The organism is Enterococcus gallinarum NBRC 100675 (genome assembly GCF_001544275.1).
In the GTDB taxonomy this organism is placed as follows: domain Bacteria; phylum Bacillota; class Bacilli; order Lactobacillales; family Enterococcaceae; genus Enterococcus_D; species Enterococcus_D gallinarum.
Genome location: NZ_BCQE01000076.1, coordinates 1 through 1,627 on the forward strand (window position 1 = coordinate 1; position 1,627 = coordinate 1,627).

The 1,627-nt window shown below is 36.9% G+C and carries 1 protein-coding gene; it reads left to right on the forward strand.

Annotated features, from left to right (window positions below):
* The first annotated feature begins 311 nt into the window (after positions 1-311).
* A complete protein-coding gene (locus EG2_RS18130; protein ID WP_010748508.1) occupies positions 312-1,499 on the forward strand; it encodes an IS110 family RNA-guided transposase in 1,188 nt (395 codons plus the stop codon).
* Positions 1,500-1,627: the final 128 nt, after the last annotated feature.

The window sequence follows — 1,627 nt, forward strand, 5'->3', positions numbered from 1 at the left end:
TCCTTGTATATTAGAGTTAGGGTTTTAACCTTCCGGTTTTGATTGGATAACCCTATGAACCATCGTTATTTTAATTTGGTATTAACTCATTCATTTTGAGATAATATATTTATTGGATTGAGAGGCTATGCCGTTGCCTCCTTGAGTTTTGAAGCTCGTAATCGAAAGACTGGCACCTCTCTCTGATAAGTGGATTACGTATGAGTTAGATGTTGAAAGTTTTTGCTTTACTCCGTATCTCGTACAAGGTAGTGACGCTTTTCAGTTGAGCGGGTTTCAATCCAAAATATTTTTTTAGAAAGGTCAAATGTATGTACTTCTTAGGAATTGATATCGGCAAGCGAACTCACGTGGCTTCTTTAATGAGTGAAGAAGGTAAAGTGATCCTAAAAGGTTTTTCTTTCCCTAACACTACTGAAGGAGCTGATTCCCTGATTGAGCGGCTTTCAAAATATTCAGAGACTCCCGCTGACTTTATTGTCGGAATGGAAGCTACGGGTCATTATTGGCTCTCCATCTTTTCATACCTCCACGAATCAGACTTTTTGATTCACGTTGTGAATCCTCTTCAAACCGATGGCTGGCGCAAAGGAACAGAAATCAGAAAACGAAAAAATGATATTATTGATTCTGTTTTGATTGCTGACTTGATGCGTTATGGTTCCTTTGTAGAAACAGTATTGTCTGATGAAAATGTTTTTTCGTTAAAACAACTTTCACGTTACCGAACCTATTTAGTAGGTACCGCAAGCGACTTCAAACGAAAAATCATAGCTGTACTAGATCAAGTGTTTCCTGAATATGCATCAATTTTTTCTAAACAAGGTATTTTCGGAAAAGCGTCTAAAGAGTTATTGCTTGAGTTTAGTTCTCCTATAGAGCTAGAAGAAATTTCGGCAGAAACGTTGGCTCAATACTTAGCTGAGTTAAGCAGGAACCGAATAAAGCCAGAGAAAGCAGATCAATTGAAGCAAGCAGCTTCTAACTCCTTTGGAGTGAAATTTGCTCAAGAAGCTTTTACATTTCAATTACGCTCCATGATTGAACAATTGAAATTCATCGAAAGCCAAGTAAAAGAAACTGAAAAAGAAATTAAGCGCATAATGAGTAATTTAGACTCTGTTATTCTCACAATCCCTGGAATCGGCCCTATAAATGGCGCGACAATTCTTGGTGAAATTGGAGACATTCGCAAATTTTCTAATCCGAAAAAACTGGTTGCTTATGCTGGCATAGACGCGTCTGTGTCCCAATCTGGGCAATACGAAGCAACACATAATGTTATGAGCAAGCGTGGATCTCCATACTTACGAAAAGCCTTGTTTTCAGCTGCTCTAGTTGCTTCTCAATGTGATCCTGTTTTTCGCGCGTTTTATCAGAAAAAAATTTCTGAGGGAAAGCATCATCTGACGGCCTTAGGTGCTGTTTCTCGTAAGCTTTGTTATGTGATTCATGCTATTTTAACTAAAAATGAACCTTATAAGATTGTTTCCGATTAGCTATTGAACAATCAAAAAAATCTAATAGTGAAAGGTCTATTTGTTGTACTCATTTTTTGGACTTAACTGTTATAAAATATTTTTTTGATTTAGCTAATTTTCACTTGACTCTATATAGTTAGTCTTTC

Coding starts and splice junctions, on each gene's coding strand:
- EG2_RS18130 (WP_010748508.1), top strand. CDS start 312: ATGTACTTCTTAGGAATTGATATCGGCAAGCGAACTCACGTGGCTTCT.